The organism is Paraburkholderia sp. BR14312, from assembly GCF_040948675.1.
Taxonomy (GTDB): domain Bacteria; phylum Pseudomonadota; class Gammaproteobacteria; order Burkholderiales; family Burkholderiaceae; genus Paraburkholderia; species Paraburkholderia nodosa_A.
The window spans coordinates 422,561-444,767 of the sequence record NZ_JBFPKI010000004.1; the positions used below are offsets into that span (position 1 = coordinate 422,561).

A 22,207-nucleotide genomic window follows, 5' to 3' on the forward strand; every position below is an offset into this window, starting at 1 on the left:
CAAGCGCGCCACGCATGGACGTATTGAAAGTTCAGGCGGCCGCAGCAGCGTGCGGCCGTGCTGCTCAAGGCTTGTCGATCAGCGTCTTCGTCGCTTCGGCGATGAGGCTGCGTAACCAGCGTACTTCGTCCGAGTAATGACAGCGTTCGTGCCACAACTGGTAGTACTGCATCGGCGGGAAGTCGAGCGGCGCGGGTACGACCGTGAGCGGCAGGAAGCGCGCATAGTGGTCGGCGAACAGGCGCGTGGTCGTGAAGACCAGGTCCGACTTCACGAGCACGTAGGGCGCGAGATTGAAGTACGGCAGCGTGACGACCACGTGGCGCTTGAGGCGCTCGCGCGCGAGGTGCACGTCGATGGCGCCGCGCTGGCCCACGGAGTAGGGCGTGGGCGCGAGATGCGGCGCGTTCAGATACTGGTCGAGCGTGAGCCCGCCGCGCTTGGCGAACGGGTGCGAGTTGCTCATCAGGCAGACGATCTGGTCGACGAACAGGTTCGACAGGTGCAGTTGTTCGGGCGGCTCGGGCCAGTTGCCGATGACGATATCGAGCTTGCCTTCCTCGAGCGCGAGCTCGTAGTCGAACGCAGGCCCGAGCGAGTGAAACTCGAGCGTGGCGTTGGGCGCGGCCAGGCGGAAGCGCTCGACCACGGTCGGCACGAACAGGACGTTCAAATAGTCAGGACAGCCAATCCGATAGCAACGGATAGAGGTGGCCGGATCGAAATTGTGCTGCTGGAAGCGGATGCGCTCGATCTCGCGCAGTGCGTTCTGCACGGGCTCGAGCAGGCGCAGGCCGTACTCGGTCGGCACCATGCCGGACTTGCCGCGCACGAGCAGCGGGTCGCCGGTGATGTCGCGCAGGCGCCGAAGCGCCGCGCTGATTGCGGGCTGGGACTGATTGAGCTTGACGGCTGCGCGTGTCACGCTGCGCTCCATCAGAAGCGTGTGCAAGACGCGCAAGAGGTACGTGTCGATCGCCTCGCGTTGCTGACTCATGAATTCTCCGAATTATATGTTCTGGCTGATCGATGAGGCTTGGGGGTATATCGTTTTTAATATGGACAAAAAGTGGCGTCAAGCGAGGCTTACCCCGAGGCTCGCGCCGGGGTTATGCCGGCCAGCCTCATGCAGCGAGGCAACAGCGAATTTTGACGGCTCGACCTTCGCAGGGCTAACAGGTATCGTCACCCCCGCACGGCGGCCAGCGTCAATCGGGTTAACGAACAGCAATTACGTACAACGGCGGAACCTCCATGGGTGATTCTTCTTCTCGTCAGGCAACGCTTGGGCAAAACGGCAGCGATGTGCCGCGCCTCGCGCTTGCCGGCATCACGAAGCAGTACCCGGCGGTGCGCGCGAACGACGATGTCACGCTCTCGGTCGCGCCGGGCGAAATCCACGCCTTGCTCGGCGAGAACGGCGCGGGCAAGAGCACGCTCATGAAGATCGTCTACGGCGCGGTGCGGCCCGACGCGGGCGAGATCCGCTGGGAAGGCCACGCCGTCGAAATCGCGAGTCCGGCTGCGGCGCGCAAACTCGGCATCGGCATGGTGTTCCAGCATTTTTCGTTGTTCGAAACGCTTACCGTCGGCGAGAACATCGCGCTCTCGCTCGACGAACCGTTCGACCTGAAAACGCTCGGCAAACGCATTCGCGAGGTGTCGGCGCAATACGGCCTCGATGTCGATCCGCAGCGCCACGTGCATAGCCTCACGGTGGGCGAGCGTCAGCGCGTGGAGATCGTGCGCTGCCTGCTGCAGAATCCGCGTTTGTTGATCATGGACGAACCGACTTCGGTGCTCACGCCGCAAGCGGTGCGCAAGTTGTTCGGCACGCTGCGGCGTCTCGCTTCCGAAGGCTGCAGCATTCTCTATATCAGCCACAAGCTCGACGAAATCCAGGAGCTTTGCGACACGGCCACCGTGCTGCGCGGCGGCAAGGTCACGGGCCGCGTCATTCCGCGCGAAGAAACGCATGCGTCGCTCGCGCGGCTGATGGTCGGGCGCGAACTGCCCGACTACACGCGGCGCGCACACGCGCCCGGCGACGTGCTGCTCGAAGCACGGCATCTGTCGATGCCGAGCGACGATCCGTTCGGCACCTCGCTCAACGACGTTTCGTTCGGCGTGCATGCGGGCGAGATACTCGGTATCGCCGGCGTTTCGGGCAACGGCCAGGCGGAACTGCTCGCCGCGCTCTCGGGCGAGGCGCAAGCGGCCCGTCACGGGGTGAGCGCCGATGCCGTCAGGATTTGCGGCAAGGCCTCGGGACGCCTTTCGGCTGGGGCGCGCCGAAAGCTCGGCTTCGCTTTCGTGCCGGAGGAACGCCTTGGGCGCGGCGCGGTCCCGGCCATGTCGCTTGCCGAAAACGCCTTGCTCACGGCACACCGCGAAGGCATGGTGCGCTCGGGTTGGCTCAGGACGGGCGCGATGCGCGCGTTCGCCGAGCGCTGCATCGGCGCGTTCGATGTGCGCTGCGGCGGCCCGGATGCGCTCGCGCAAAGCCTCTCGGGCGGCAACTTGCAGAAGTACATCGTGGGGCGCGAGATTCTCCAGGCGCCGAAGGTGCTCGTGGTCGCGCAACCCACCTGGGGCGTGGACGTGGGCGCGGCCGCATTCATTCGCCAGCAGTTGCTCGATCTTTCGGCGCGCGGTGTGGCGATACTCGTGATCTCGGAAGAACTGGAAGAGCTTTTCGACATCTGCGACCGCATTGCCGTGCTCGCTGGCGGACGCCTTTCGCCCGCGCGTTTGACCGGCGAGACGAACGCCGAGGAAATCGGCCGCTGGATGGCGGGGCTCTTCGGCGAGCGCGCGGATCGCGGAGACGGCGGCCGGCCCAACGGCGAGCCGCCCGCGCAGACCGTGGCGAACGCGTGACCTGCGACACATAACAACGCGCTAAAGCACATCGATCACCCGAGACCGACCACCGACTTCACGACCATGATCTTCCCGTACCGACTCGAAGCCCGCACGACGCCGTCGCGCACGGTGCGCATCGCCGTGCCGCTCATCGCGGCGCTGCTCACGCTCGCCATCGGCTTCCTGATCTTCGGCCTCGTGGGCCGTGATCCCTTGCAGGCGATGCACGCGTTCTTCATCGAACCGCTGTCGAGCATCAACGGCTGGTCCGAGCTCCTGCTCAAGGCCTCGCCGCTATGCCTGATCGCGCTCGGTCTCGCGGCGGGGTATCGCGCCAACGTGTGGAACATCGGCGCGGAAGGGCAGATGGTGCTGGGCGGCATCGCGGCGAGCGGCGTGGCGATCTATTTCGACCAATCGACGGGCTGGTGGATCCTGTTCCTGATGATGTTCGCGGGCGTGCTGGGCGGCATGGCGTGGGCGGCAATTCCCGCGTGGCTCAAGAGCCGCTTCAACACCAACGAGATCCTCACGAGCCTGATGCTCACCTACGTCGCCACGCAGCTACTGATCTGGCTCGTGAGCGGTCCGTGGCGCGACCCGCAGGGCATGAACTTTCCGCTCTCCGAAATGTTCAGCGGCGACGCGCTCTATCCGACCTTCGGCGGCGACTGGCGCATCCACTGGCTGCGCGGCACGCGCCTGAACGCATCGATCTTCCTGACGCTCGCGGCCATTCCGCTCGTGTGGCTCTTCATGCGCCGCAGCTTTGCGGGCTATCGCATGAGCGTGGGCGGCCTCGCGCCGCTCGCTGCGCGCTATGCGGGCTTTTCCGAGAAGAAGACGATCTGGACCTCGCTGCTGCTTTCCGGCGGCCTCGCCGGCCTCGCGGGCATGGGCGAGATTGCCGGTCCCATCGGTCAGCTGCAGGCGACCTGGTCGCCGGGCTACGGCTTCACGGCGATCATCGTCGTGTTCGTGGGGCGTCTGCATCCGGTCGGCATCGTGCTCGCGAGCCTCTTGATGGCGCTGCTCTACCTGGGCGGCGAAGCCGTGCAGACATCGCTGCAATTGCCGCAGGCGCTTTCCGGCGTGTTCCAGGGGCTGCTGCTGTTCTGCCTGCTCGGCGCGGACCTCTTCGTGAACTATCGCGTGCGCCGCCGTCATCCGGTCGCGGTTGCGAACTGACCAGCGCAAGCCAGAGAACAATCAAAAGGGCCACACGACATGGATATCCAGCAAGCCAGCTCGCTCGCCTCGAGCGCCGTCACCGCCGCCATCCCGCTCATGTTCGCGGGCGTGGGCGAGCTCGTCACCGAGAAGTCGGGCGTGCTCAACCTCGGCGTGGAAGGCATGATGCTGATGGGCGCCGTCACAGGCTACGCGGTCGCGACCATTACCGGCAGCCCATGGCTCGGCCTCGTTGCGGGTATGGCCGCCGGCATTGCGATGTCGTTGCTGTTCGGCTTTCTCGTGCTCACCATGCTCGCCAACCAGGTCGCCACGGGCCTCTCGCTCACGATCTTCGGCGTCGGGCTCTCGGCGTATGTCGGCAAGCCGTACACCTCGGCCGCGACCTCGGCGACCATCGCGGCCTGGCCGATTCCGGGGCTCTCGCAACTGCCCGTGGTCGGGCAGGCGCTCTTCAGCCTCACGCCTGTCGACTACCTTGCGTTCATCATGTTCGCCGTAGTCGGCTGGTTTCTCTATCGCACGCGCGCCGGGCTCGTGCTGCGCTCGGTCGGGGAGTCGCCGCAGGTCGCGCATTCGGTGGGCTTTCCCGTGATCGGCGTGCGCTATGGCGCGACCGCCTTCGGCGGCGCGATGGCGGGCCTCGCGGGCAGCTACTACTCCGTGGTGCAGCTGCATCTGTGGCAGGAGCAGATCACCGCAGGGCGCGGCTGGATCGCGCTCGCGCTCGTCGTGTTCGCGACGTGGCGCCCGGGCCGCCTCCTGATCGGCGCGCTGCTCTTCGGCGCGGTCACGGGCGCGCAGTTCTATGCGCAGGCCGTGGGCGTGCCGGTGCCCACGCAGTTCCTCGCCATGCTGCCGTACGTCGCGACGATCGTCGTGCTCGTGCTCATTTCGCGCAACCCGAACACGATCCGCCTGAACGCGCCGGCTTCGCTCGGCAAGCCGTTCTTTGGGGCCGCATAGGTGCGGTTGCTTAAGACGGGCAATCTATCGGGAATACTAACCAAAACGCCTTGAACGCTCGCAGTTCCCCATTCACGACAGGAGATCCACGATGAAAAAAACCATCCTGACCGCTTTCGCCGTCGCCGCCACGTGCGGCACGGCGGCCCTCGCGCCCATGGCCCACGCCGCCGACGCGCCGGGCGTCGCGTTCGTCTATCTCGGCAATCCGGGCGATGCCGGCTGGACCTTCGCGCACGATCAGGGCTCGAAGGTCGCCGAGCAGAAGTTCGGCAACAAGATCAAGATCACGCGCGTGGAAAACGTGCCGGAGTCGGCGGACTCGGAGCGCGTGTTCCGCGATCTCGCGAACAAGGGCAACAAGATCATCTTCGGCACGAGCTTCGGTTATCAGGACTTCCAGCTCAAGGTGGCGAAGGATTTCCCGGACACCGTGTTCCTGCACGCGACGGGCTACAAGAAGGCGCCGAACTTCGGCACCTATGACGTGCGCATGTATCAGGGCGCGTATCTCGCGGGCGTCGCCGCGGGTTACGCGACGAAGACCAACACGCTCGGTTTCGTCGCCTCGGTGCCGATTCCCGAAGTCGTGCGCAACATCAACGCGTACACGCTCGGCGCGCGCTCGGTGAATCCGAAGGTGCATACCAAGGTCATCTGGATCAACAGCTGGTTCGATCCGGGCAAGGAGAAGCAGGCCGCCGAAACGTTGATCGGCCAGGGCGCCGACGTGCTGCTGCAAAACACCGATTCGAGCGCGACGCTCGCCACCGCCGAAGAGAAGAAGGTCCACGCGTTCGGCTGGGATTCGAACATGAAGAAGTTCGGCCCGCACGCGCACCTGGGCTCGGTCGAGGCGAACTGGGGCGTGTACTACGTCGCGGCGATCCAGCAGGTGCTCGATGGCAAGTGGAAGAACGACCCCGTGTGGTGGGGCATTCCGCAAAAGGCCGTCGATCTCGGCGACGTCAACACGTCCGAGCTCCCGGCAGACGCGCAAAAGGCGGTCGCCGCGAAGCGCGAACAGATCGCGAGCGGCAAGTGGGACGTCTTCACGGGCCCGATCAAGGATCAGACGGGCGCAGTCAAGATTCCGGCCGGCAAGACGCTGACCGACCCGGAACTGCAACGCCTGAACTGGTACGTCGAAGGCGTGGACGGCTCGCTGCCGAAATAGGCGTATGCCGGGCGCGCTCGCCCGTCCTGCACGGCGCGGGTGCGAGTTGCATTCTTCGTACGATTTCGACGTGCGTACGCGAAGCGGCTGCGTGTAGCGCTGAGAGGCGCGCGCAGCCGTTTGACGTTCTAGCAGCGCAACGCAGCGCCGCGTCAGTCGTCGATGCGTATGCCGACCTTGATCGTGACCTGCCAGTGCGAGACCTGATCGTTTTCGATCAGGCCGCGCGTTTCCACGACCTCGAACCAGTGCAGGTAGCGCAACGTCTTCGATGCCCGCGCGATGGCGCAACGAATGGCGTCGTCGCTGGACACCTTCGACGAGCCGGTAAGTTCGATCTGCTTGTAGACGTGGTCGTTCATGGCAGAGTCTCCTCGTGGGTCGCGCGGCGTCGGCGCGTCAATCGTGTATAGGTAACGGACCGGGGCGCAAGGGCAAAGATGAGAGAAGCCCGGCGCCAGTTATCATGACGCCTCGCGCGAAAACGAGCATTCGACGTGCCCGTTTTGCAGGCGTGAATGCGCAACGGCGATCGACAGGAGACGGAGAAAATGGACGGGCAGGTGTTGGGTTTTTGCGGACCGGGGCTGATGGGCGCGCCGATGATCCGTCACTTGCTGCGCGCCGGGCATGCAGTGCGCGTGTGGAACCGCTCGCCGGCGAAGGCGCAGGCGCTGATCGCCGACGGCGCGCAGGTGGCCGCGACGCCTGGCGAGCTCGCGCGCGAGGCTGACGTGGTGTTGCTGTGCGTCGCCGACGCAGCGGCGGTCGAGCAGGTGGTGTTCGGCGAACACGGGCTTTTGGCCGGTACGCCCGGCGCGAGCGGGCGCGTGCGCGTGCGCGTGCGTCGCATCGTCGATCATTCGAGCATTCCTCCCGACGCGACGCGCAGGCTCGCGGAGCGCGCGGCGGCGTTCGGCGTGGGTTGGATCGACGCGCCGGTGTCGGGCGGCGTGGCGGGCGCGCAAAACGGCACGCTGGCGATCATGGCGGGCGGCGCAGCGGTCGACGTCGAAGCCGTTACGCCGATCCTCGGCGCCTACGCGGCGCGCGTGACCCATATGGGTGGCGTGGGCGCGGGTCAGACCACCAAGCTGTGCAACCAGGCCATCGTCACGGCTACGGTCGCCGCAATTGCCGAAGCGGTGAGCCTCGCGCGGCGCAGCGGTATCGAGGCGGCGAAGCTGCCCGAGGCGCTTGCAGGCGGCTGGGCCGATTCGACGTTGCTGCGCACGTTCGTGCCGCGTATGACGCAAGACGGGTTCGAATCCATCGGCGCGCTCAAAACGTTCCAGAAAGACGTGGACACGATCGCCGCCGCGGCCGCTCAGACCGGCACGCCTATGCCCGTCTCGGGCACGGTCCAGCAATTGCTGCGTCTCGCGGCAGCCATGGGCCTCGAGCAGGCCGATTTTTCGGGCTTCATCGACGTGCTGCAGACACCGCGCAGCGGCGAAGCGTGACCTGATCAGGCACCCGCAGGGCCTCGCGAGCGATGCGGCCCCGTTGTAACCGGCGTGCATGGCGGCCTTCACATTGTTCACTTCCTGCCGTGTCATGCTGCGCGGAGCAAGGCTGTCCGCGCGGCTGGAACTCGCGCGCGAAGTGGCATAACCTGCTAAAATTACAGGTTTTTCGTCGATCTACTTTCCGGGACGCGCTGTGCTCTCTACCGCCAACATCACCATGCAATTCGGGCCGAAGCCCTTGTTCGAGAACATCTCGGTCAAATTCGGCGAAGGCAACCGCTATGGCCTGATCGGCGCGAACGGTTGCGGCAAATCCACGTTCATGAAGATCCTCGGTGGGGATCTCGAGCAGAGTTCGGGCAACGTCATCCTCGAGCCGAACGTGCGTCTGGGCAAGCTGCGTCAGGACCAGTTCGCGTACGAAGACGTGCGCGTGCTCGACGTCGTCATGATGGGCCACACCGAAATGTGGGCCGCGATGAGCGAGCGCGACGCGATCTACGCGAACCCCGAAGCCACCGACGACGACTACATGCATGCCGCCGAACTCGAAGCGAAGTTCGCCGAGTACGACGGTTACACGGCCGAAGCGCGCGCGGGCGAACTGCTGCTCGGCATCGGCATCGGCACGGAATTCCACAACGGCCCGATGAGCGGCGTGGCGCCGGGCTGGAAGCTGCGCGTGCTGCTCGCGCAGGCGCTGTTCTCGAAGCCGGACGTGCTGCTGCTCGACGAACCGACCAACAACCTCGACATCAATTCGATCCGCTGGCTGGAAGATGTTCTGAACGAGTACAACTCGACCATGATCATCATCTCCCACGATCGACACTTCCTGAACCAGGTCTGCACGCACATGGCGGACATGGACTACGGCACGCTGAAGGTCTGGCCGGGCAATTACGACGACTACATGCTGGCGTCGACGCAGGCGCGCGAGCGTCAGCAGGCCGCGAACCAGAAGGCGAAGGAGCGCGTGGCCGACCTGCAGGACTTCGTGCGCCGCTTCTCGGCGAACAAGTCGAAGGCACGCCAGGCCACCAGCCGCCTGAAGATGATCGACAAGATCAAGATCGAGGACTTCAAGCCCTCGTCGCGCCAGAACCCGTTCATCCGCTTCGAATTCGAGAAGAAGCTGCACAACATCGTCGTGGTCGCGGAAGAGATCACGAAGACGTACGAGCGCCGCATCTTCAACAAGCTCAGCATCAGCGTGCAGCCGGGCGAGCGCATCGCGATCATCGGCGAGAACGGCGCGGGCAAGACCACGCTGCTGCGTTCGCTGCTCGGCAATCTGGCCGTCGACAACGGCTCGGTAAAGTGGGCGGAGAATGCGAACGTGGGCTACATGCCGCAGGACACGTACGAAGAGTTTCCGGCCGACGTGACGCTGATGGACTGGATCGACCAGTACCGCCAGGAAGGCGACGACGAGCAGTCGGTGCGCGGCACGCTGGGCCGTCTGCTCTTCAATGCGGACGACATCAGGAAGTCGGTGAAGGTGCTGTCGGGTGGCGAGAAGGGCCGCATGATCTGGGGCAAGCTGATGCTCGGCCGCCACAACGTGCTGCTCATGGACGAGCCGACCAACCACATGGACATGGAATCGATCGAGTCGCTGCAGATCGCGCTCGAAAAGTTCGAAGGCACGCTTATTTTCGTGTCGCACGACCGCGAGTTCGTGAACGGCCTGGCCAATCGCATCATCGAGGTGAAAACCGATGGCACGGTCAAGGACTACAGCGGCAACTACGAAGACTTCCTGGTGAGCCAGGGGCTGCAATGAGTTTCGATCGCTGATCGAGGCGTGAAATGAAAACGGGCGGCGCGTGAGCGTCGCCCGTTTTGTTTTTGGCCTGCGTGCCTTAGCCTACGGCGCGCGCGCTTTACGTATGCGTCAACCACGCTAGAATGCACTGTCGCCGCGGCGAGCGCCGCGATGAAATCGCGAACGAACACAGAGCTTTGCATGGGATGGCAGTAAGCGCTAAAGCGCAAGCCGCCATCGACAGACAGGAGACAAGTAGATGAACGACTACACGCAGTTCTACATCAACGGCCAATGGGTCGCCCCGCACGGCAAGGGCACGATCGACGTGATCGATTCGGGCACCGAGGCGGTGATGGGCCGCATCCCCGAGGGGATCGAAGCGGATGCCGAAGCGGCCGTCGCCGCCGCGCGCGCCGCCTTCGACGGCTGGGCCGCTACGCCCGCCGCCGAGCGCGGGGCGTATCTGCAGAAAATCGCCGACAATCTCAAGGCCCGCACCGACGAACTCGCGCAGCTGATCGCAGGCGAAGTGGGTATGCCGCTCAAGCTCGCGCGTGCCATTCAGGTGGGCGGCCCGGTGTACAACTGGGGCGCTTACGCGCAGCTCGCAAGCGAGTTCCAGTACGAGGAGCGCGTGGGCAACTCGCTCGTCGTGCGCGAACCGGTGGGCGTCGTCGCGGCTATCACGCCGTGGAACTATCCGCTCAACCAGATCACGCTCAAGGTCGCCGCCGCGCTCGCCGCCGGCTGCACCGTCGTGCTCAAGCCCTCCGAGATCGCGCCGCTGAACGCATTCGTGCTCGCCGAGGCCATCCACGACGCCGGCCTGCCCGCGGGTGTGTTCAATCTCGTGACGGGCTACGGTCCCGTGGTGGGCGAGCTGCTCGCGCGCCATCCGGACGTCGACATGGTGTCGTTCACCGGTTCGACGCGTGCGGGCAAACGTGTGTCGGAAGTCGCGTCGGCCACGGTCAAGCGCGTCGCGCTGGAGCTGGGCGGAAAATCGGCCTCCGTCGTGCTCGATGACGCCGACTTCGCGGCTGCCGTGAAAGGCACGGTGGGCGCGTGCTTCCTCAACTCGGGGCAGACCTGTTCGGCCCACACGCGCATGATCGTGCCGGAGTCGCGCTACGAAGAAGCGCGAGACCTCGCGAAGCAGGCCGCCGAGGCGTTCAAGGTGGGCGACCCGCGCGACGACAAAGCGAAGCTCGGCCCGCTCGCCTCGAAGGTGCAGCAGGAACGCGTGCTGCACTACATCGAGCGCGGCATGGCCGACGGCGCCGAACTCGTGACGGGCGGCCCCGGCATGCCGGAAGGCGTGACGCAGGGCTTCTTCGTGAAACCGACCGTGTTCGGCCGCGTGCCGCGCGACGCGGCCATCGCGCAGGAAGAGATCTTCGGCCCGGTGCTGACGATTCTCACGGCGAAGGACGAAGACGACGCCGTCGCGATCGCCAACGACTCGCTCTATGGCCTCGGCGGCGCGGTCTGGGCCGGCAGCGACGAGCGCGCGATGCGCGTGGCACGCCGTATCCGTACGGGCCAGATCGACATCAACGGCGGCGCCTGGAACATGGCCGCACCCTTCGGCGGCTTCAAACAGTCGGGACACGGCCGCGAAAACGGCGCGTATGGCCTCGAGGAATACCTCGAATACAAGTCGATGCAGTTCAAGGTGCCGAAGGGCTGATGAGGCATCTCGTCGCGCGCTATCGCAAATCTTTTAATACGACGTGTTGATGCAAGTCATGAACCCGGACTTCTTTGCTGAAGTCCGCGTTTTTGTTTGATGTACGTCAATGTCATATGTGGGGTACGCGCGACCATAAGCGCTTTGTCATCGACAGAGCACAACATGTTTCCTGGCCACTCCTTCGCTCCCCTCCAGATTCGCGGTCGTCAACTCCTGCCCGTCGTGCAGGGCGGCATGGGTGTCGGCATTTCGGCACACCGGCTGGCCGGCAGTGTGGCGCGTGAAGGCGCGCTCGGCACGATTGCGAGCATCGACCTGCGCCATCATCACAGCGACCTCATGGACATGTGCCGCGCGGACCCGCGGCACGAAACGCTCGCACGCGCGAACCTCGTCGCGCTCGGCCGCGAAATCGCGGCGGCACGCAAGCTTGCGGGCGGCAACGGCATGATCGCCGTGAACGTCATGAAGGCGGTGAACGCCCATGCCGACTACGTGCGCGCCGCGTGCGAGCACGGCGCCGACGCCATCGTCATGGGCGCGGGCCTGCCGCTGGATCTGCCCGACCTCACGGCGGGCGTGGAAATCGCGCTCGTGCCGATCCTGTCGGACGCACGCGGCGTCGCGCTCGTGCTCAAGAAGTGGATGAAGAAGGGTCGCCTGCCCGACGCCATCGTGATCGAGCATCCGGCCTACGCGGGCGGCCACCTCGGCGTGACCGACATCGCCGACATGGGCAACGAGCGCTTCGCCTTCACGAAGATATTCGAGGAACTCGAAGGCGTCTATGCCACGCTCGGCATTTCGCGGCGTGACGTGCCGCTCGTCGTGGCGGGCGGCGTCAACAGCCACGAGGCCGTGCGCAAATGGCTCGAGGCGGGCGCGAACGGCGTGCAGGTCGGCACGCCGTTCGCCGTGACCGAGGAGGGCGACGCGCACCCCGACTTCAAGCGCGTGCTCGCCGAAGCGAAGCCTGAAGACATCGTCGAGTTCGTGAGTGTGACGGGGCTGCCCGCACGCGCAGTGAAAACGCCGTGGCTCGAACGTTACTTGCGCAACGAGTCGCGCATTCGCGCCAAGATCGGTTCGCTCAAGCTTGCTTGCCCAACCGGTCTCGAATGTCTTTCGGCCTGCGGGCTGCGCGACGGCATCGAGAAGTTCGGCCACTTCTGCATCGACACGCGCCTTGCCGCGGCGTTGCGTGGCGACGTCGCGAACGGCTTGTTCTTCCGCGGGCGTGAAGCGTTGCCGTTCGGCAATGCAATCCGCAGCGTCCGCGACCTGCTGGAGTTGCTGCTGACCGGCGCTGCGCGACCTGCGGTCGCACGGCGCGCAGCCTTCGCACTGGCTTGACACGTATCAAAACGGCGCCAGACCCCGTCTCTGACAATTTGTGGGCCTTCAAGGCTAGACCTACAGACACGGGGATCAACGATGTATAAAGCAATTAGAAAGGCAGCAGCAACTGCCGCGCTCACCATGGGCGCGGTCTTTCTGGCAGTGCCGGCCAGCGCGGCCGGTTCGCCCGACTCGGGCATTTACGCGGGCGACTGGCTGGTGCGCCTGCGCGCGATCGAAATCGCGCCGGACGCGCGCGGCAGCGGTACGCTCGGCGCGCTTGGCGCGGACGTGAACAACGCCATCGTGCCCGAGGTCGACTTCACCTACATGGCGACCAACAACATCGGCGTCGAGCTGATTCTCGGCACGTCGCGCAACCAGGTGACGTCGAATATCGGTGCACTCGGCGGCGTGGGCGTGCTGCCGCCAACGCTGCTCCTGCAGTATCACTTCAACAACGCGGGCAGGGTGCGGCCGTACGTGGGCGCGGGTATCAACTACACGCTGTTCTACAACAACGGTCTGCACGCGGGCGGCCAATCGGTTTCGATCGACAACCACAGCTGGGGCCCGGCGCTGCAGTTCGGTATCGACTTCCAGGTGACGAAGCGCATCTTCGTGAACGCGGATATCAAGAAGATCTGGATGCACACCGACGCGTCGCTGGGCGGCACCTCTCTCGGCACGCTGCATATCGATCCGCTCGTGGTGGGTCTGGGCGTCGGCATGAAGTTCTGATCGGTCGCCTCATCACCGCTTTTTCCAACGCCGGCTTGCCCGGCGTTTTTTTATCCGCGTTCAGGCGCGGTCTTTCTGGAAACGCATGGCGGTGCCGTCGCGCTCGATGCGCTCCCACACGGCGCGCTTTTCCTCGTCGCTCAGAAAAACCCAATTGGAAACTTCCACGGCGGTGCGCCCGCAGCCTTTGCAGACGTCGTCGAAGAGGGTCGAACACACACCGATGCACGGGCTGTCGGGGAGGTCGTGGAGATTGGATGCCATTGAAGAACCTTGGGGCGTGGCCGGGCATCGCGCGCGCCGGCTTCGGTACGGAACGCCGCTATGTTAACCGATACGGCGCGGGGCGGCCGCCCGCACCTCCAGGCGAGCGGCGGCGATGTGCGATGCGTGATGAATCGGCCAGGCCGCTGCAAGGCGATAGCAAGGTGAAGGGCGCCGCCGCGTCCCGCTGGCAGCCGGGCGTCGCGCGCATGCGCCACCGAAGCGGTTTTTTGTGGACACGGCCCGTGAAACGGCTAAAATTGCGCGCGATTTACCGTCCGCGCACGGCTTGCCGGCCTTCCAGGGCTCATGTTCCGTTTGTGCGACACGCCCGCGTTTTATTTCTTGCCGGGCGGGTTTGATGGTAGGTTCTGGGAAAGTCAGGGGAGCCGTGCACAGGTGAAACGAAGCACGGCACGAAGCGAGGCAGGCGGCCGGCCGGAGCCGGTCAGGATCGGAGAACGGGATGAAGAAAGGGGTTGTGGCGCAACTGGCCGCGCTCGCACTGTGCGCGGCGCCGTGGATGACGTCGGTGGCGAAGGACACGCAGCTGAACGTGTACAACTGGTCCGATTACATCGCCAAGGACACGATTCCGAACTTCACCAAGCAGACTGGCGTTCAGGTCAAGTACGACAACTACGACAGCGATGACACGCTCCAGGCCAAGCTGCTCGCTGGCAACTCGGGCTATGACATCGTCGTGCCGACCAGCAATTACGCAGGCAAGCAGATCGCCGCCGGCATTTTCGCGCCGCTCGACAAGTCGAAGATCCCCAACCTCAAGTACCTCGACCCGCAGCTGATGGCGCTCGTCGCCGGCGCGGATCCGGGCAACAAGTATGCGGTGCCCTGGGCGTACGGCACGACGGGTCTCGCCTATAACGTCACGAAGGCGCAGCAGATCCTCGGCAAGAATGTACCGCTCGACAACTGGGACATCCTCTTCAAGCCCGAGAACATCTCGAAGCTGAAGGCCTGCGGCGTGTCCGTACTCGACGCGCCGGACCAGATGTTCGCGGCCGCGCTGCACTACATCGGCAAGGACCCGCTCTCGACGAACCCGGACGATTATCGCGCCGCGCTCGCGATGATGAAAAAGATCCGTCCGTACATCACGCAGTTCAACTCGTCGGGCTATATCAACGACCTCGTGGGCGGCGACATCTGCTTCGCGTACGGCTGGTCGGGCGACGTCGTGATTGCCAAGCACCGCGCCATCGACGCGAAGAAGCCCTACAAGATCGAGTACTACATCCCGAAGGGCGGCGCGCCGATCTGGTTTGACGTGATGACCATCCCGAAGGATGCGCAGCACAAGGAAGCCGCGCACGAGTGGATCAACTACATCGAGACGCCGCAGGTCCACGCAGCGATCACGAATGCGGTCTACTACCCGAGCGCGAACGCGGAAGCACGCAAGTACGTGGACAAGGACATCGCCAACGACCCGGCCGTGTACCCGCCGCCCGAAGTCCTGAAGACGCTGTTCCTGCTCAAGCCGCTGCCGCCTGAGATCCAGCGCCTGCAGACGCGTCTGTGGACCGAGTTCAAGTCGGGCCGCTGACGCGCTCGCAGCCGCGGTTGAAATTCGATCCCGTTTTACCCCGAGCCCTCGGCACGATGCCGGGGGCTTTGTTCGTCAACCCCGTCCAGCATTCACGCAGAAACAGGCAGGGCAGAGAGAATCATGAGTGACCAGTCGAGCGCGCCGGCATCCGCCGGCTCGCTGCCTTCGGGCTTCACCGCGGCAGATTCGGCCGCGGACAACTTCGTGCAGATCGTCGATGTCGTCAAGAAGTTCGGCGAGACGACCGCCGTGAAGGGCGTCAATCTGTCGGTGAAGAAGGGCGAGCTGTTCGCGCTGCTCGGCAGCTCGGGCTGCGGCAAGTCCACCTTGCTGCGCATGCTCGCGGGTCTCGAGACCGTGACCTCGGGCAAGATCATGATCGACGGCGAGGATCTCGCGTCGATGCCGCCGTACCGCCGTCCGGTCAACATGATGTTCCAGTCGTACGCGCTCTTTCCGCACATGACGGTGGAGTCGAACGTGGGCTTCGGGCTGCGCCAGGAAGGCGTGAAGAAGGGCGAGCTCAAGGACCGGGTGGCCAACGCGCTCGAACTCGTGCAGATGACGCGATTCGCCAGGCGCAAGCCGCATCAGCTCTCGGGCGGCCAGCAGCAGCGCGTGGCGCTCGCGCGTTCGCTCGTGAAGCGCCCCAAGCTGCTCCTGCTCGACGAGCCGATGTCGGCGCTAGACAAGCAGATTCGCCAGCGCACGCAAATCGAACTCGTCAACATTCTGGACAAGGTCGGCGTCACCTGCATCATGGTCACGCACGACCAGGAAGAAGCGATGACGATGGCGGGGCGCCTCGCGGTGATGAGCGAAGGCGAGATCGTCCAGCTCGGCACGCCCGACCAGGTCTACGAATTCCCGAACAGCCGCTTCTCGGCGGAGTTCATCGGCTCGACCAATCTTTTCGATGGCAACGTGGTCGAGGACGAGCCCGACCATGTATTCGTCGAGTGCCCCGAACTGCCGGTGCGCCTCTACGTGAACCACGGCATCACCGGGCCGCTCGGCATGCCTGTGACGATCTCGGTGCGCCCGGAGCGTATCTCGCTCACGCGCAAACCGCCCGAGGGCGTGTTCAACTGGGGCAAGGGCGTAGTGAAGAACATCGCCTACATGGGCGGCTACTCGCTCTATCACGTCAAGCTCGACTCGGGCAAAACGGTGATCGCGAACATGTCGAGCCTCGCGCTCTCCGAGATCGATTCGCCCACCTGGGAAGACGAAGTCTACGTGCGCTGGAGCGCTTCGGCCGGTGTGGTGCTGACGTCATGAGCGCGACGACTTTGCGCAGCATCCTGAACTGGCCGGCGAAACGCTTCAACCTGACCGGGCGTACGGCCGTCGTGGCGGGCCCGTTCATCTGGCTGCTGCTGTTCTTCCTCGTGCCGTTCATCCTGGTGGTGAAGATCAGCTTCGCCGACCAGCAACTCGGCATTCCGCCGTACACGGAGCTGACGTCGTTCGCGGATGGCATCTGGCATATCTCGCTCGACCTTTCGCACTACGCGTTCCTGTTCCAGGACAGCCTGTACTTCGCGACCTACGTGAATTCGGTCGTGGTGGCCGCGATTTCGACGCTGCTATGCCTCATCATCGGTTATCCGATGGCGTATTACATTGCGCGCTCGAATCCGGCCTCGCGCAACATCCTCATGATGGCCGTGATGCTGCCGTTCTGGACGTCGTTCCTGATCCGCGTGTACGCATGGATCGGCATCCTGAAGAACAACGGACTGCTGAACAATTTCCTGATGTCGATCGGCATCATCCATTCGCCCATCGAGCTTTATCACACGAACACGGCCGTCTACATCGGCATGGTGTATTCGTATCTGCCGTTTCTCGTGATGCCGCTCTACGCGCACCTCGTGAAGATGGACCTCACGCTGCTCGAAGCCGCCTACGACCTCGGCGCGAAGCCCTGGCGCGCGTTCGTGGAGATCACGCTGCCGCTCTCGAAGAACGGCATCATCGCCGGCTGCCTGCTCGTGTTCATTCCGGCGGTGGGCGAGTACGTGATTCCTGAGCTGCTCGGCGGCGCGAACACGCTGATGATCGGCCGCGTCATGTGGAACGAGTTCTTCGACAACGCCGACTGGCCGATGGCCTCCGCGGTGACCTGCGCGATGGTGCTCCTGCTGCTCGTGCCGATGGCGCTGTTCCAGCACTATCAGGCGAAGGAACTGGAGGGCCGCGGCAAATGAAACCGAATCGCGTTCTGCAGTTCATCGCGCTCGGCCTCGGCTTCGCGTTCCTCTACATTCCGATCCTGAGCCTCGTCGTCTACTCGTTCAACGAGTCGCAACTCGTGACGGTGTGGACGCGCTTTTCCACGCGCTGGTATCAGGCGCTCATCACCGACGACGAGTTGATCACCGCCGCGTGGCTCTCGCTGCGCATTGCGCTGATGACAGCGTTCGCCTCGGTGTTCATCGGCACGTGGGCGGGCTTCGTGCTCGCGCGCATGGGGCGCTTTCGCGGCTTCGCGCTCTTCTCGGGCATGATCAATGCGCCGCTCGTGATTCCCGAAGTGATCCAGGGCATTTCGCTGCTGCTGCTGTTCGTGGAAATGGGCAAGCTGATCGGCTGGCCCGCGGGGCGCGGTGTGTTCACGATCTGGATCGGCCACGTCATGCTGTGCATTTCGTACGTCGCCATCATCGTGCAGTCGCGTGTGCGCGAGTTGAACCCCTCGCTCGAAGAGGCTGCACTTGACCTCGGCGCTACGCCGTTCAAGGTGTTCTTCCAGATCACGCTGCCGCTCATCTCGCAAGCGTTGGCCGCCGGCTGGCTGCTGTCGTTCACGCTGTCGATCGACGATCTGGTGCTCTCGGCGTTCCTCTCGGGCCCGGGCTCGACCACCTTGCCGCTCGTGGTGTTCTCGCGCGTGCGCCTTGGCCTGAACCCGGAGATGAACGCGCTCGCGACGCTCTTCATCGCGGTCGTGACGGTGGGCGTGATTGCCGGCAACTACTTCATGCAGCGCGCGGAGCGCAAGCGGATGGCGATGGCGGTCTGAGCGCCGCCGCGCTTCGAAGCGCCTGCAATAGACGGCGCGCGGGCAGTCATGTCCGCGCGCCGTTTGCTTTATTCGGCGCAGTCCTTACAGCCGATATCCCATACGAAACCCGCCCCAGTGCCGCCCGTTCACGAAGATCGGCGCGGAGGCGTCCTTCATCATCACGAACGTGCCGCCGCCCATGTCGCGACGATAGGTTTGCAGCAGGAAGGGCTTGGTATGCGAGCCGGCCGCGCGGCCCGCGCGGTCGTTGAATATTCGATGATTGCGGCAGTTCGCGGCGTTCCACACCGGGTCGGCGCCCTGCGGATGCGAGAACTTGCGATTGTGGGTCGGTATGTAGCCGCGCGGATCGATCGCGACACAGAAGGCGACGCGTTCGTCGAACGTGAGCAGCGGTTCGAGGACCGGGGGCAGCACGCGGTCCGTGAAGGCCGTAAAGCGTGTCATATGCTGCTGCGGGTTCGTGTTCGGCACCGGCGCGTAGACGCTGTCGAACAGATCCGCTTCGCCGATCTCGCCGCGCGCGAGCGCGCCTTCGAACAGCTTGCTCACCTGGGCGGCGGCGCGCTGCACTGTCTCGATGAAGCGGGTGTCGTCGGTTTCCACGCCGGTTGCGGCGGACAGCTCGATGAGCGTTTCCGAGACCTCGAGCAGCTTGCCGAGCTGATCCTTCGCCTGCACGAAGTTGCGCCCCGAATCTTCGACGCCCGCGACCATTTCGCCCACCTGGCTTTCGAGCCCGTCGCATTTCGTTTCGATCTCGCCCGTGAGCTGGGCGATCTGTCCGGCGTGCTCGTCGAGTTGCATGATCGCCTGGCCGGTGCTGTGCACGGCCTCGCCGATCGTGTGCGTGCCCTCGCGCACGCGATGCGCGCGTTCGGTGTTGGCGGTGCCCTCGGCGATGAGTTGCTCGGTCTGCTGCGTGAGTTGTCCGAGCGTCTGCTCGATCTGGCCGGTGGCCTGCGCCGTCTTGGCGGAGAGGTTCTTCACCTCGGCCGCGACCACGGCGAAGCTCTTGCCGGACTCGCCCGCGCGCGCCGCTTCGATGGCCGCGTTGAGCGCGAGAAGCTGGGTTTGCCGCGCGATCAGGGAGATTTCCTCGGAGACCTTCGAGACATGCGCGAGCGCGCTTTTGAGCGCCCGGATTTGCGTCTCGATGACGGTGACGCTCTCCACGAGACCGTGAATGTCGGCAAGCGACTCCTCGATGGTCTGCTGCGACTGCTGCACGGTGGCGGCGGTGCCGGTGCTCAGCTCGCGCATGGCGCGGGCCGCCGTGGCGATCTGATGGTTGCCGGCGAGGGTGTGGGCCGCCGACTCGCGCAGGGCGTGGCAGACGTCGGTCTGACGCTGCACGCGCGCGGCGACTTCGTCGACATGGCCCGCCACGTCGCAGATCTCGATACCGAGCCTGCCGGCATGTGCGGCAATGTCGCCGACGACGCCGGCGGATTTCCCCGCGCGGCGACCGCGCAGGCCCAACAAACGCAAACGTGCCATCGGGTGTCTCCTTTCCCGGTGCGCCATGAAAGCTGCGGACAACTGCCCAAAGCTGCGGGCCCGGTCGTCGGCAGGTTCGATCGCCGGGCTTTCTGAACTTGTTTACGGCGCGTAATACGGCGACTTGAGCGCAGGGGTGGCGCCTGGCGCTATGATCGGGAACTCGGGCGCTCCGAAAGCCGGAAAAGAGGGGCAAAGGGGCGTCGCGACGGGAGCAAGATGATAGAAGCGATTTTCGGCGGGAGCGCGCCGCTCGCGCTCTGGCAGCAGCTGATCCAGCTCTGGGAGCTGATCGTGATGGTGTTGCGCTTCCTCTGGGAGCTGGTGAAGCTCCTCGGCGGCGGCGGTTGAACGACAAAAGGGCAGACGATGATCGACGATTCCACCCGGCGTTTCACCGACCGGGTCGCAGATTACGTGAAATTCCGGCCGACCTATCCGCGCGAAGTGGCGACTTTCGTGCATGTGGAGTGCGGCATCGCGCCGGGCGCGCCCGTGGCCGACATCGGCGCGGGTACGGGCCTCTCCACGAAGCTCTTTCTCGACGCGGGTCATCCTGTCACGGCAGTCGAGCCGAACGCGGCCATGCGCGCCGCGGCGGACGAACTGCTAGGCGGCTACCAAGGCTATCGCAGCGTGGCGGGCACGGCGGAGGCGACGACGCTCGAAGACGCGAGCGTGGATCTCGCGAGCGCCGCACAGGCGTTTCACTGGTTCCACAAGACCGACACGCAGCGCGAATTCGCGCGCATCCTCAAGCCGCGCGGCAAGATCGTGCTGTTCTGGAACAGCCGCCTGCTCGAGGGCTCGGCGTTTTTGGCAGGCTACGAGGCGCTCCTGCAGCGTTTTTGCCCCGACTACGCGCGCGTGGCCGAGACCTATCCGGACTCGGCCGCGATGGCCGACTGGTTCGGCGATGGCTTCGAGCATCAGACCGTGTTCCCGAACGCGCAACTGCTCGACTTCGATGGCCTGCGCGGACGGCTGATGTCGTCGTCATACGCGCCGCGCGCGGGCGACGAACGCCACGAGCCGATGCTCGCGGCGCTGCGCGAGCTGTTCGAGGCCACGCAAAAGGACGGCACCGTCAACTTCGCCTACGAGACGCGCGTGTACGCGGGGCAGCCGCAGCGCATCTAGCGCTCGAACGCGTAGTCGGCGGTGCGCACGCGGCGCGTTTTGCGGCGGAACATGAACGTGAAGCCAGGCCACAGCGCGGTGTTCTTGCCCGCCTGCGTGAGGTAGTAGCTGCGGCAGCCCGACTGCCACACGGTGCGCGCGAAGCGCGCCTGCACGCGCGCGTTCCAGTTTTGCTGCGCCTCGGCGCGAACCTCCATCGTGCGAGCGCCCGAGCGCTGCAGCGCGCGGATGCAGGCCGCGATATAGGCGATATGCGACTCGATCATGTAGATCATCGAGTTGTGCCCGAGCGCCGTGTTCGGCCCGATCACGAAAAAGAGATTCGGGAAGCCCGCGACGCTCGCGCCGAGGTAGGCCTCGGGGCCGTCGCGCCGCCACGTCTCGCCGAGGTCCTGGCCACCCACGCCCGTCACCTGGAAGGGCGCGTCCACATCGTTGACCTGGAAGCCCGTGCCGCACACGATCGCGTCGTAGGGCCGACGCGTACCGTCGGCGGTGACGATGCCATCGGCGACGACCTCGCGGATCGCGTCGGTCACCAGCTCGACGTTGGGCTGCGCGAGGGCAGCGTAGTAGTCGCTCGACAGCAGCACGCGCTTGCAGCCCAGCCGATAGTCGGGCGTGAGGCGCGCGCGCAGCTCGGGATTTTTCACCTTGTGCGCGAGGTAGCTCAGCGCGAACTTCGTCGGCGTCTTGAGCAGGCGCGGCTCGACCGCGAAGCCGAGCGCGCGCGATTCGTGCTGCCAGTAAATCTTTGCGCGCGCCACACGTTGCGCGAACGGCATGTGCCGATAAATCCAGCGCCAGCGTTCGCTGATGGCGCGGTCGCGCCGCGGCATGATCCACGGTGGCGTGCGCTGAAACACCGTGAGCTGAGCCGCGCGCGGCTGGATATGCGGCACGAACTGGATCGCGCTCGCACCGGTGCCGATCACGGCGATGCGCTTGCCTTCGAGCGCGTAGTCGTGGTCCCAGCGCGCCGAGTGGAAGAGCGTGCCTTCGAAGCGCTCGATGCCCGCGATATGCGGCAGCGCCGGGCGCGAGAGCGGACCGTTCGCGGCGATCACCATATCGGCTTCGATCGTCGTGCTCGCGCCGTCGCGTTCGATCTCCACCTGCCAGACGCCGCGCGCCTCCAGGAAGCGCGCCGCGCGCACGCGCGAACGGTATTCGATGAAGCGCTCGACATCGTACTTGTGCGCGCAATGGCGTAGGTAGTCGAGAATTTCATGCTGCGGCGCGAAGGTGCGCGTCCACGCCGGATTCAGCTCGAACGAAAATGAGTAGAGGTGCGAAGGAATATCGCAAGCGGCCCCCGGATAGGCGTTGTCGCGCCAGGTGCCGCCGAGGCCTTCGGCGGCCTCATAGATCGTGAACGAATCCACCCCCATGCGACGCAGCCGGATCGCCATGCCGATGCCGGAAAAACCGCTGCCGATGATGGCGATGCGCAGCGCGCCCCCGTTGCCGAGCGCTTGATTGGCCATGTGT

At 65.0% G+C, this 22,207-nt stretch carries 20 protein-coding genes; 15 read left to right on the forward strand and 5 right to left on the reverse strand.

The window, feature by feature from the left end; all coding sequences use genetic code 11:
• Positions 1-64: 64 nt before the first annotated feature.
• Entirely contained in the window at positions 65-997 is a 933-nt protein-coding gene (locus tag AB3X98_RS14010) for a LysR substrate-binding domain-containing protein (protein WP_069265652.1), read from the reverse strand.
• Between the two features lie 257 nt (positions 998-1,254).
• Between AB3X98_RS14010 and AB3X98_RS14015 the strand changes: the two genes are divergently transcribed.
• From AB3X98_RS14015 to AB3X98_RS14030, 4 genes are all read left to right on the forward strand, one after another.
• Complete coding sequence (locus AB3X98_RS14015) at positions 1,255-2,880, forward strand: ABC transporter ATP-binding protein (RefSeq protein ID WP_342945813.1); 1,626 nt, start codon at positions 1,255-1,257, stop codon at positions 2,878-2,880.
• 66 nt (positions 2,881-2,946) lie between these two features.
• Positions 2,947-4,053 (forward strand): ABC transporter permease, encoded by a 1,107-nt coding sequence (locus AB3X98_RS14020; RefSeq protein WP_342945812.1) that lies wholly within the window; start codon positions 2,947-2,949, stop codon positions 4,051-4,053.
• Positions 4,054-4,092: 39 nt separating this feature from the next.
• A complete protein-coding gene (locus AB3X98_RS14025) occupies positions 4,093-5,022 on the forward strand; it encodes an ABC transporter permease (RefSeq protein ID WP_368605406.1) in 930 nt (309 codons plus the stop codon).
• Positions 5,023-5,113: 91 nt separating this feature from the next.
• Positions 5,114-6,199 carry a BMP family ABC transporter substrate-binding protein gene (locus AB3X98_RS14030; protein WP_368605405.1) on the forward strand — a complete coding sequence of 362 codons (1,086 nt, stop codon included), beginning with the start codon at positions 5,114-5,116 and terminating at the stop codon, positions 6,197-6,199.
• Positions 6,200-6,351: 152 nt separating this feature from the next.
• Here AB3X98_RS14030 and AB3X98_RS14035 read toward each other — a convergent pair whose 3' ends face one another.
• Entirely contained in the window at positions 6,352-6,561 is a 210-nt protein-coding gene (locus tag AB3X98_RS14035) for a dodecin (protein ID WP_069265657.1), read from the reverse strand.
• Positions 6,562-6,750: 189 nt separating this feature from the next.
• On the opposite strand from AB3X98_RS14035, the gene AB3X98_RS14040 reads away from it, so the two are divergent.
• From AB3X98_RS14040 to AB3X98_RS14060, 5 genes are all read left to right on the forward strand, one after another.
• Complete coding sequence (locus AB3X98_RS14040) at positions 6,751-7,662, forward strand: NAD(P)-dependent oxidoreductase (RefSeq protein ID WP_368605404.1); 912 nt, start codon at positions 6,751-6,753, stop codon at positions 7,660-7,662.
• A 199-nt stretch (positions 7,663-7,861) separates the two neighbouring features.
• Positions 7,862-9,454: an ABC-F family ATPase gene (locus AB3X98_RS14045; RefSeq protein ID WP_069265658.1), complete on the forward strand. Its 1,593-nt coding sequence runs from the start codon at positions 7,862-7,864 to the stop codon at positions 9,452-9,454.
• Between the two features lie 241 nt (positions 9,455-9,695).
• On the forward strand, positions 9,696-11,129 hold the full coding sequence (locus AB3X98_RS14050; RefSeq protein WP_368605403.1) for an aldehyde dehydrogenase family protein: 1,434 nt from the start codon (positions 9,696-9,698) through the stop codon (positions 11,127-11,129).
• Positions 11,130-11,294: 165 nt separating this feature from the next.
• Positions 11,295-12,485 carry an NAD(P)H-dependent flavin oxidoreductase gene (locus AB3X98_RS14055; RefSeq protein ID WP_368605402.1) on the forward strand — a complete coding sequence of 397 codons (1,191 nt, stop codon included), beginning with the start codon at positions 11,295-11,297 and terminating at the stop codon, positions 12,483-12,485.
• Between the two features lie 126 nt (positions 12,486-12,611).
• A complete protein-coding gene (locus tag AB3X98_RS14060) occupies positions 12,612-13,211 on the forward strand; it encodes an OmpW family protein (protein ID WP_069265661.1) in 600 nt (199 codons plus the stop codon).
• A 60-nt stretch (positions 13,212-13,271) separates the two neighbouring features.
• Here the strand turns inward: AB3X98_RS14060 and AB3X98_RS14065 are convergent, their stop codons facing one another.
• Positions 13,272-13,475, reverse strand: coding sequence for a DUF1289 domain-containing protein (locus AB3X98_RS14065; protein WP_069265662.1), 204 nt, complete (start codon positions 13,473-13,475; stop codon positions 13,272-13,274).
• Positions 13,476-13,941: 466 nt separating this feature from the next.
• On the opposite strand from AB3X98_RS14065, the gene AB3X98_RS14070 reads away from it, so the two are divergent.
• The 4 genes from AB3X98_RS14070 to AB3X98_RS14085 all read left to right on the forward strand — a co-directional run bounded on the left by AB3X98_RS14070 (position 13,942) and on the right by AB3X98_RS14085 (position 18,073).
• Positions 13,942-15,042, forward strand: coding sequence for a polyamine ABC transporter substrate-binding protein (locus AB3X98_RS14070; RefSeq protein WP_133186742.1), 1,101 nt, complete (start codon positions 13,942-13,944; stop codon positions 15,040-15,042).
• 120 nt (positions 15,043-15,162) lie between these two features.
• The gene (locus AB3X98_RS14075) at positions 15,163-16,326 is read left to right on the forward strand and encodes an ABC transporter ATP-binding protein (protein WP_368605427.1); all 1,164 of its coding nucleotides are present in this window, start codon (positions 15,163-15,165) and stop codon (positions 16,324-16,326) included.
• Positions 16,323-17,258, forward strand: coding sequence for an ABC transporter permease subunit (locus AB3X98_RS14080; protein ID WP_342945805.1), 936 nt, complete (start codon positions 16,323-16,325; stop codon positions 17,256-17,258). The genes AB3X98_RS14075 and AB3X98_RS14080 overlap by 4 nt, the downstream gene beginning before the upstream one ends.
• Positions 17,255-18,073: an ABC transporter permease subunit gene (locus AB3X98_RS14085; protein WP_368605401.1), complete on the forward strand. Its 819-nt coding sequence runs from the start codon at positions 17,255-17,257 to the stop codon at positions 18,071-18,073. The genes AB3X98_RS14080 and AB3X98_RS14085 overlap by 4 nt, the downstream gene beginning before the upstream one ends.
• A gap of 84 nt (positions 18,074-18,157) precedes the next feature.
• Here the strand turns inward: AB3X98_RS14085 and AB3X98_RS14090 are convergent, their stop codons facing one another.
• On the reverse strand, positions 18,158-19,576 hold the full coding sequence (locus tag AB3X98_RS14090) for a methyl-accepting chemotaxis protein (protein ID WP_069265667.1): 1,419 nt from the start codon (positions 19,574-19,576) through the stop codon (positions 18,158-18,160).
• 219 nt (positions 19,577-19,795) lie between these two features.
• Here AB3X98_RS14090 and AB3X98_RS14095 point away from each other — a divergent pair, with 219 nt between their 5' ends.
• Positions 19,796-19,927, forward strand: coding sequence for a hypothetical protein (locus AB3X98_RS14095; protein ID WP_256094777.1), 132 nt, complete (start codon positions 19,796-19,798; stop codon positions 19,925-19,927).
• Between the two features lie 18 nt (positions 19,928-19,945).
• On the forward strand, positions 19,946-20,716 hold the full coding sequence (locus AB3X98_RS14100) for a class I SAM-dependent methyltransferase (protein WP_368605400.1): 771 nt from the start codon (positions 19,946-19,948) through the stop codon (positions 20,714-20,716).
• Here AB3X98_RS14100 and AB3X98_RS14105 read toward each other — a convergent pair.
• Positions 20,713-22,203: a flavin-containing monooxygenase gene (locus tag AB3X98_RS14105; protein ID WP_368605399.1), complete on the reverse strand. Its 1,491-nt coding sequence runs from the start codon at positions 22,201-22,203 to the stop codon at positions 20,713-20,715. The two genes, AB3X98_RS14100 and AB3X98_RS14105, sit on opposite strands and share 4 nt — an antisense overlap.
• Positions 22,204-22,207 lie beyond the last annotated feature (4 nt).

Bases quoted from the DNA above. Each gene is read 5' to 3' on its own strand.
- AB3X98_RS14010 (WP_069265652.1), bottom strand. From the start codon at position 997: ATGAGTCAGCAACGCGAGGCGATCGACACGTACCTCTTGCGCGTCTTG.
- AB3X98_RS14015 (WP_342945813.1), top strand. From the start codon at position 1,255: ATGGGTGATTCTTCTTCTCGTCAGGCAACGCTTGGGCAAAACGGCAGC.
- AB3X98_RS14020 (WP_342945812.1), top strand. From the start codon at position 2,947: ATGATCTTCCCGTACCGACTCGAAGCCCGCACGACGCCGTCGCGCACG.
- AB3X98_RS14025 (WP_368605406.1), top strand. From the start codon at position 4,093: ATGGATATCCAGCAAGCCAGCTCGCTCGCCTCGAGCGCCGTCACCGCC.
- AB3X98_RS14030 (WP_368605405.1), top strand. From the start codon at position 5,114: ATGAAAAAAACCATCCTGACCGCTTTCGCCGTCGCCGCCACGTGCGGC.
- AB3X98_RS14035 (WP_069265657.1), bottom strand. From the start codon at position 6,561: ATGAACGACCACGTCTACAAGCAGATCGAACTTACCGGCTCGTCGAAG.
- AB3X98_RS14040 (WP_368605404.1), top strand. From the start codon at position 6,751: ATGGACGGGCAGGTGTTGGGTTTTTGCGGACCGGGGCTGATGGGCGCG.
- AB3X98_RS14050 (WP_368605403.1), top strand. From the start codon at position 9,696: ATGAACGACTACACGCAGTTCTACATCAACGGCCAATGGGTCGCCCCG.
- AB3X98_RS14055 (WP_368605402.1), top strand. From the start codon at position 11,295: ATGTTTCCTGGCCACTCCTTCGCTCCCCTCCAGATTCGCGGTCGTCAA.
- AB3X98_RS14060 (WP_069265661.1), top strand. From the start codon at position 12,612: ATGGGCGCGGTCTTTCTGGCAGTGCCGGCCAGCGCGGCCGGTTCGCCC.
- AB3X98_RS14065 (WP_069265662.1), bottom strand. From the start codon at position 13,475: ATGGCATCCAATCTCCACGACCTCCCCGACAGCCCGTGCATCGGTGTG.
- AB3X98_RS14070 (WP_133186742.1), top strand. From the start codon at position 13,942: ATGAAGAAAGGGGTTGTGGCGCAACTGGCCGCGCTCGCACTGTGCGCG.
- AB3X98_RS14080 (WP_342945805.1), top strand. From the start codon at position 16,323: ATGAGCGCGACGACTTTGCGCAGCATCCTGAACTGGCCGGCGAAACGC.
- AB3X98_RS14085 (WP_368605401.1), top strand. From the start codon at position 17,255: ATGAAACCGAATCGCGTTCTGCAGTTCATCGCGCTCGGCCTCGGCTTC.
- AB3X98_RS14090 (WP_069265667.1), bottom strand. From the start codon at position 19,576: ATGGCACGTTTGCGTTTGTTGGGCCTGCGCGGTCGCCGCGCGGGGAAA.
- AB3X98_RS14095 (WP_256094777.1), top strand. From the start codon at position 19,796: ATGATAGAAGCGATTTTCGGCGGGAGCGCGCCGCTCGCGCTCTGGCAG.
- AB3X98_RS14100 (WP_368605400.1), top strand. From the start codon at position 19,946: ATGATCGACGATTCCACCCGGCGTTTCACCGACCGGGTCGCAGATTAC.
- AB3X98_RS14105 (WP_368605399.1), bottom strand. From the start codon at position 22,203: ATGGCCAATCAAGCGCTCGGCAACGGGGGCGCGCTGCGCATCGCCATC.